Source organism: Streptomyces sp. NPDC004134 (genome assembly GCF_042874195.1).
In the GTDB taxonomy this organism is placed as follows: Bacteria; Actinomycetota; Actinomycetes; order Streptomycetales; family Streptomycetaceae; genus Streptomyces.
The window spans coordinates 23,323-30,912 of sequence record NZ_JBIAMS010000045.1 but is presented as its reverse complement, the minus strand read 5'-3'; the positions used below and the strand labels follow the sequence as shown (position 1 = coordinate 30,912).

Here is a 7,590-nt window from a genome sequence, read left to right as displayed (position 1 = left end):
AGAGCAAGCTCACACTCACCATTACGCAACGCCTGCGCGGCGAGGTGCATGCTCACCAGGGAGGAGGAGCAGGCGGTGTCGACGGTCACCGCCGGACCCTCAAGGCCGAAGGTGTACGCCACCCGCCCCGACGCCACACTCGCCGCACCACCGTTGCCCAGGAAGCCGTCGAACCCGGGCGGCAGCCGGTCCATGAGCCGGGCGACGTAGTCGCTGTACATGACCCCGGCGAAGACGCCGGTCCTGCTGCCCCGCAGGCTGTGCGGGTCCAGGTCCGCGCGCTCGAACGCCTCCCACGCGGTCTCCAGCAGCAGCCGCTGCTGGGGGTCGGTCGCGGTCGCTTCCCGCGGGCTGATCTCGAAGAACGCCGCGTCGAACGCGGCCGCGTCGTGCAGGAAGCCGCCCTCGCGGGCGTAGCTCGTACCCGATCTGTCGGGGTCGGCGTCGAAGAGCCCGTCCAGCTCCCAGCCGCGGTCGAGGGGGAAGCCGGAGATCGCGTCCGTACCGCCGGCGACCAGCCGCCACAGGTCCTCGGGCGACCGCACCCCGCCCGGGTACCGGCATGCCATCGAAACGATCGCCACCGGCTCCCGGTCCCCGGTCTCCAGGACGGACAGCCGCTGCTGGGCCTCATGCAGCTCGGCGGTGACCCACTTCAGGTACTCGACGAGCTTCTCTTCCTTGGACATCCGCTCTCGATCCCGTTGCGACGAAAGGCGATGGCGCACTTTCGGGGAGTGTCGGCACGGCGGCTAAAGGGGTCCCTAAGAATCTCCGAAGCCCCGGCCGCCCGCCGCCGGGGCGACGCCTCGACTGACCGGGGCGACGCCTCAACTGAAGCGCGCGGCATCCGCCGCCTCGGCCGCGTCGTGGACCGCCATGTCCGTGCGGCCGCTGATGACCCGCATGTGGCGGATGAGGCCGCTGGCGCCGATCCGCATGACCGCGATCAGCGAGATGCGGACGAACTTGCCCTGCGGCACGCCCTGCGGGCGCAGCTCGGCGGTGATGGGCAGGGCGACGTGCTCGCGGTCCAGGCCCGCGACCGGGGCGCCGGGGAGCTCGTGCACGCGGTACGACACCAGTTGGGCGATGTGGGCGCGGTACGCGGCGCGTTCGATGAAGGTCTTGTCGCCGACCGGGTCCTCGACGTGGAGCGGGTCGGCGAAGAGGCCGAGAACGCCGTCGACGTCGCCCTCGTTGATCCGCCGGCAGTACTCCAGGGCGACTTCCTTGCGCGCGTCCTCGTCCAGCATCGGTTGTGCTCCTTCACGACGGCGGTGCGGGCCTGCCCGCGCCGGGGAGAGCATGTTCGACGCCGCCGCCAAAGCCCCGCCAAAGCGCTTGGCCCCGGCCTAGTTCGGACCAAGGCGGTCTTTAGACGGCGCTCCTAGTTTCGCCTTTCGTCAGATGTGGATTCCGCGGCCGTCTCGGTCGGCGACCGATCGCAGAAAGGGATTGCCGTTGTGAAGCTGTCACTGTGGGAAGACTTGCGGATGCTGGGAAACCTCGCCCTGGTCCGTATGATCTCCGACCCCGAGAAGAAGACGGCGCGGCTGTACGAGATGTACCCGCCGGACCGGCTGGTCGTCGAGGACACCCACTACTACAACCTCGGCTACTGGACGGGGTGCACCAAGCTCGACGAGGCGGCGCAGGCCCTCGCCGACGAGGTGGCGGACACGGCCGAGTTCAAGCCGGACGACACGATCCTCGACGTCGGCTTCGGCTACGGCGACCAGGACTTCCACTGGATCGACAAGTACGGCCCCAGCAAGATCATCGGCATCAACATCACCAAGACGCACATCCGGATCGCCACCGACCGCGCCAAGGAGCGCGGCCTGACGGACCGGATCGACTTCCGCGAGGGCTCCGCGACCGCGATCCCGCTGCCTGACAACAGCGTCGACAAGGTGGTGGCCCTGGAGTCGGCGTTCCACTTCGCCACCCGCGCGGACTTCTTCGCCGAGGCGTACCGCGTACTGCGCCCGGGCGGCGTGCTGGTGACCGCCGACATCATCCCGATGGAGGGCGGCAAGCCGAAGGCGGACATCCGCTCGCACGCCATCAAGTGGATCCGCGTCATGATCGACGACGCCAACTGGTACCCGCGGAAGCAGTACGGCGAGAAGCTGGAGTCCGCGGGCTTCGAGAGCGTCGAGGTCAGGTCGATCCGCGACGAGGTCTACGAGCCGTGGCGCGAGTACCACGTGCGGCGCCTCCAGGACCCGACGTTCAAGAGCCGGTCCAGCAAGCTCTTCTACAAGATGGTGGCCGTCGCCCACCGCGACCAGGACCTGCTGAAGGACGAGCTGACGTCCCTGGACTACGTGGTCTCCGTGGCCCGCAAGCCGCAGAAGCCGTAGCGGCGGCCGGCCACGGGCGCGGCGGCCCCCCGCGGCCACGCCATCGGCCCGCAGCCGCCCGTCTCGCCCTCCCGCGGCCCCGCGCCCCGGGAGGGCGCAGCCCGGTCGGCGGCCGCGGCGGTTCTCCACCCCCGTCCCTGTAGCTCCGCCGGTACGTAACCGCCGCGCGGTCCCTGCCCGCAGGCGCCGCCGGCGCCGTCTCCACGAAGGCGTTCGATGGCCAGCAGCAACGAGGAAAAGCTCCGCGACTACCTGAAGGCGGTCACCGCCGATCTGCGCCAGACCCGCCAGCGGCTCCAGTCGCTGGAGGAGCGCGACCATGAGCCGATCGCGGTGGTCGGGATGGCGTGCCGCTACCCCGGCGGCGCGGTATCCCCGGACGCGCTGTGGGAGCTGGTGTCTGCGGGCGGGGATGCCATCGGCGAGTTCCCCGCCGACCGGGGCTGGGATCTGGATGCGGTCTTCGACGCGGACCCGGACCGGGCGGGCACGAGCTACGCCCGCCGCGGCGGCTTCCTCTACGACCTGCCGGAGTTCGACGCCGGGCTGTTCGGGGTGTCGCCGCGGGAGGCCGCGGCGATGGACCCGCAGCAGCGGCTGCTGCTGGAACTGGCCTGGGAGGCGCTGGAGCGGGCGGGGATCGCCGCCGACGGGCTCCGCGGCACCGCCACCGGCGTGTTCGCGGGCACCTCCGCGGCGGACTACGGGCCGCGGCTGCACGAGGCGACCGCCGGCGCGGAGGGCTACATGCTGACGGGGACGACGCCGAGCGTCGCCTCCGGGCGGATCGCGTACACGCTCGGGCTCGAGGGCCCTGCGCTGACGGTCGACACGGCCTGCTCGTCCTCGCTGGTGGCGGTGCACCTGGCCGCGCGCGCGCTGCGCGCGCGGGAGTGCACGATGGCGCTGGCGGGCGGCGCGACGGTGATGTCGACGCCCGGCATGTTCGTGGAGTTCTCGCGGCAGCGCGGGCTGGCGTCCGACGGGCGCTGCAAGTCGTTCTCCGACGACGCCGACGGCACCGGCTGGAGCGAGGGCGCCGGCATGCTCGTGCTGGAGCGGCTCTCCGACGCCCGCGCGGCGGGGCACCCGGTGCTCGCGGTGATCCGCGGCAGCGCGGTCAACCAGGACGGCGCCTCCAACGGCCTCACCGCGCCCAGCGGCCCGGCACAGCAGCGGGTCATCGCCCAGGCACTCGCCGACGCCCGGCTCACCGCGCGGCAGGTCGACGCGGTGGAGGCGCACGGCACGGGCACGTCGCTGGGCGACCCCATCGAGGCGCAGGCGCTGCTGGCGACGTACGGCCGGGAGCACAGCGCGGAACAGCCGCTGTGGCTCGGCTCGGTGAAGTCCAACATCGGGCACACCCAGACCGCCGCGGGCGTGGCCGGGATCATCAAGATGGTGCAGGCCATGCGGCACGGCCGGCTGCCGCGCACGCTGCACTCCGAGACCCCGTCCCGGCACGTCGAGTGGGCCGGGGGCGGCGTCGCGCTGCTGGCCGAGGAGGTCGCCTGGCCCGAGTCGGACCGGCCGCGGCGCGCGGCGGTCTCCGCGTTCGGCATCAGCGGCACCAACGCGCACGTCATCCTGGAGCAGGGCCCGCCCCCCGCGGAGCCCGCGGAGCGCTCCGGCGAGGGCGGGCCGCGTACGGCGCTGTGGACGCTGTCGGCCCGTACGGGCGAGGCGCTGCGGGCGCGGGCCGCGGAGCTGGCCGAGGCGGTACGCACCGAAGTGCCGCCCGCCGCGGGGGATGTCGGCTGGTCGCTGGCGACCACGCGGGCGGCGTTCGACGAGCGGGCCGTGGTGCTGGGCGGGGATGCCGCCGAGCTGGCCGAGGCTCTGGCGGCGCTGGCCGCGGACCGCGGCAGCCCGCGGGTGGTGCGCGGCAGCGCGGTGTCCGGCGCGGCGCGCCCGGTGTTCGTCTTCTCCGGGCAGGGCGCGCAGTGGCCGGGCATGGCCGTGGGGCTGTGGGACTCCGAGCCGGTGTTCGCCGCGTCGATGGAGCGCTGCGCCGCCGCCCTCGCCCCGTACACGGGCTACGCGCTGCGCGAGAAGCTGACCGCCGCCGCGGACGACGCCTCGTGGGAGCGGGACGACGTCGTACAGCCGCTGATGTGGGCGGTGATGGTCTCGCTCGCCGAGCTGTGGCGCCACCACGGCGTGACGCCGGCGGCGGTCGTGGGCCACTCGCAGGGCGAGTTCGCGGCGGCCGTGACCGCGGGGGCGCTGTCGCTGGAGGACGGCGCCCGCCTGGTGGCCGTACGCAGCCGGGTGGTGCACGCGCTGTCCGGGCACGGCTCGATGGCCTCGGTGTCGCTTCCCGTCGCGGAGGTGGAGAAGCGGCTCGCGGAGACCGGCGGCGACGTCGGTGTCGCGGCCGTCAACGGCCCGTCGGCGACGGTCGTCGCGGGCGTCGACGCGGACGTGCGGGCGTTCATGCGCGACTGCGAGGAGCGGGGCGTACGGACGCGGACCGTGCCCATCGCGTACGCCTCGCACTCGCCGCTCGTCGAGCCGGTGCGCGAGGAGATGCTGCGCGAGCTGGCGGCCATCACCCCGCGGACCGGGGAGGTGCCGTTCTACTCCACCGTCACCGGCGAGCCGATGCCGACGGAGGCGCTGGACGCCGCGTACTGGTACCGCAACCTGCGCTCCCCCGTGCTCTTCGCGCAGACCGTGGAGCGGCTGACGGACGCGGGGCACACCGTGTTCCTGGAGATGGGTCCGCACCCGGTGCTCGTGCCCGCGATCGAGCAGGTCCTCGACGCGACGGAGACGGAGGGCCGGGCGCTGGGCACGCTGCGCCGCGACGAGGACGGCGAGCCGCGCTTCAAGCAGGCGCTGGCGGAGGCGTACGCGGCCGGTGTGGTGCCGGACTGGCAGGTGCTCTTTCCTGATGCCCGTACGGTGCCGCTGCCCACGTACCCGTTCCAGCGCCGCCGCTACTGGCTCGCCGACCGCGAAGCCCCCGCTCCGCGGGCGGCTGCGGCGCGCGCGGGCGGGTCCGACGAGGCGTTCTGGGCGCTGGTCGAGCAGGCCGACACCGAGGCGCTGCGCCGGGAGTTGCCGGAGGCCGGCGAGGACGCGCTGCGCGCGGTGGTGCCCGCGCTGCACCGCTGGCGCTCCCGGACCCGTACGGACGCGGCGCTCGCGGGACAGCGCTACGAGATCGGATGGCGCCCGGCCGCGGAGCGGCGGACGCCGGGGCCGGACGGGCACTGGCTGCTGGTGACCCGTGCCCGGGCCGCCGGCCGGCTCGCCGCCTGGGCCGACGTGGCGGGCGCCGCGCTCTCCGCCCGCGGCGCCGGGGTGACCGTGGTCGAGCTGGACGAACGGGCCGGCGACGACCGCGCGGACATCGCGCGGCGGGTGTCGGCGGCGCTGGCCGGGGAGCCGGTCGACGGCGTGCTGTCGCTGCTGGCGCTGGACGACCGCCCGCACCCCGGGCACGCGGCGCTGCCCTCCGGGGTCGGTGGGCTGCTGGGGCTCGTGCAGGCGCTGGCCGGGCTGGGCGTCGCCGCGCCCGTGTGGTCACTGACCTGCGCCGCGGTGAACGCCCTGGACGACGACGTTCTTACGCACCCGGCGCAGGCGCAGACGTGGGGTCTGGGCCGGGTGGTGGCGCTGGAGCAGCCGCAGTTGTGGGGCGGCCTGGTCGACCTCCCGGAGCGGCCAGGCGACGAGGACTGGCTGCGGCTGTGCGCGGTGCTCGCGGGCGGGGCGGGTGACGAGGACCAGGTGGCGATCCGGCCCGGCGGCCTGCGCGTACGACGGCTGCTGCCCGCACCGGCGCCCGCGGACGGCCCGGCGTGGCAGCCGGGCGGCACGGTCGTGGTCACCGGGGGCTCGGGCTCGCTGGCGCCGCACCTGGCGCGCTGGCTGGCCGACGGCGGCGCGGAGCACCTCGTGCTGGCCAGCCGCCGCGGCCCCGGCGCGCCCGGCCACGCGGCGCTGGCCGCGGAGCTCGCCGGGCGGGGCGTACGGGTCACGGCGCTGTCCTGCGACCTGACCGACCGCGACTCCGTACGCGCGCTGCTGCGGGAGGCCGGCGAACTGGGCGGGCCGGTGCGCGCGGTGGTGCACGCCGCGACCTCCACCCGGCTGGAGCCGCTGGCCGACGCCACCGCCGCCGGGGTGGCGGAGGTGCTGGCCGCCAAGGCGCTCGGCGCGGTGCACCTGGCCGAGTCGATGGATCCGGACGGCCCCGCGGAGCTGGTGTTCTTCTCCTCCATCGCCGCCGTCTGGGGCAGCGGCGAGCACGGCGCGTACGCGGCGGCGAACGCCTTCCTCGACGCGTACGCGCAGCAACTGCGCGGCCAGGGGCGGAAGGTGACGTCGGTCGCCTTCGGCGCGTGGCGCAGCGAGGAGCTGCCGGAGGGCCTGGACGAGGCGCAGTTGGAGCGCCAGGGCCTGCCGCTGCTCGACCCGGACCTGGCGCTCGCCGGCCTCGGCCGGGAGGTGGCGGCCGCGGGCGGCGGGCGGCCGGTGACGCTGGTCGACGTGGACTGGGAGACGTTCGCCCCGGTCTTCGCCTCGGCCGGGCCGCGGCCGCTGCTGGACGAGATCCCCGCGGTACGGGGCGCGCTGCGGCGCTCCGCCGAGGCGGGCGGCACCGGCGCGGCGGACGGCGGCGACGCCGGGGAGCGGCTGCGGAAGCTCGCCGGGCTGCCGGAGGCGGCGCGCGGGCGCGAGGTGCTGGACGTGGTCACCGCCGAGGTGGCCGCGGTGCTGGGCCACGGCCCCGCCGACCGGCCGACGCCGCTGCGGACGTTCAAGGAACTGGGCTTCGACTCGCTGACCGCGGTGGGGCTGCGCAACCGGCTGCGCGCGGCGACGGGCCTCCCGCTGCCGGTGACGCTCGTCTTCGACCACCCCAGTCCGCAGGCCCTCGCCCGGTTCCTGACCGGGCAGTTGGGCGCGGCCGGCGAGCCGGCCGCGCCCGGCTCCGTACACGAGGAGCTGGACCGGCTGGCCGCGGCCCTGGACGCGGCGCCCGTCGAGGGTGCGGAACGCGCTGCCGTACGCGACCGGTTGCAGGCGCTCGCCGCCGCGCTGGCCGGTGGCGGCGCGGCGGCGGCCGGCGCGGGCGAGGACGACGACGCGGACCTCGACGACGCCAGCACCGACGACCTACTGAAGATCATCGACGACGAGTTCGGCCCGGCGGAGCCGGGACCGACGGCATCGACCACCGGCTGACCAGCGCCGGAGCGGCGCA

General features: G+C 75.0%; 4 protein-coding genes. 2 read left to right on the top strand and 2 right to left on the bottom strand.

Features of this window, described 5'->3' with window-relative positions:
- Positions 1-689: beta-ketoacyl synthase N-terminal-like domain-containing protein (locus tag ACFYVJ_RS34155; RefSeq protein WP_388900206.1), on the bottom strand; the 689-nt coding region annotated here is incomplete at its 3' end.
- A 141-nt stretch (positions 690-830) separates the two neighbouring features.
- On the bottom strand, positions 831-1,256 hold the full coding sequence (locus ACFYVJ_RS34150) for a nuclear transport factor 2 family protein (RefSeq protein ID WP_388900203.1): 426 nt from the start codon (positions 1,254-1,256) through the stop codon (positions 831-833).
- Between the two features lie 210 nt (positions 1,257-1,466).
- Between ACFYVJ_RS34150 and ACFYVJ_RS34145 the strand changes: the two genes are divergently transcribed.
- Both ACFYVJ_RS34145 and ACFYVJ_RS34140 read left to right on the top strand, forming a co-directional pair.
- The gene (locus tag ACFYVJ_RS34145) at positions 1,467-2,369 is read left to right on the top strand and encodes an SAM-dependent methyltransferase (RefSeq protein ID WP_388900200.1); all 903 of its coding nucleotides are present in this window, start codon (positions 1,467-1,469) and stop codon (positions 2,367-2,369) included.
- 216 nt (positions 2,370-2,585) lie between these two features.
- On the top strand, positions 2,586-7,571 hold the full coding sequence (locus ACFYVJ_RS34140; RefSeq protein ID WP_388900197.1) for a type I polyketide synthase: 4,986 nt from the start codon (positions 2,586-2,588) through the stop codon (positions 7,569-7,571).
- Positions 7,572-7,590: the final 19 nt, after the last annotated feature.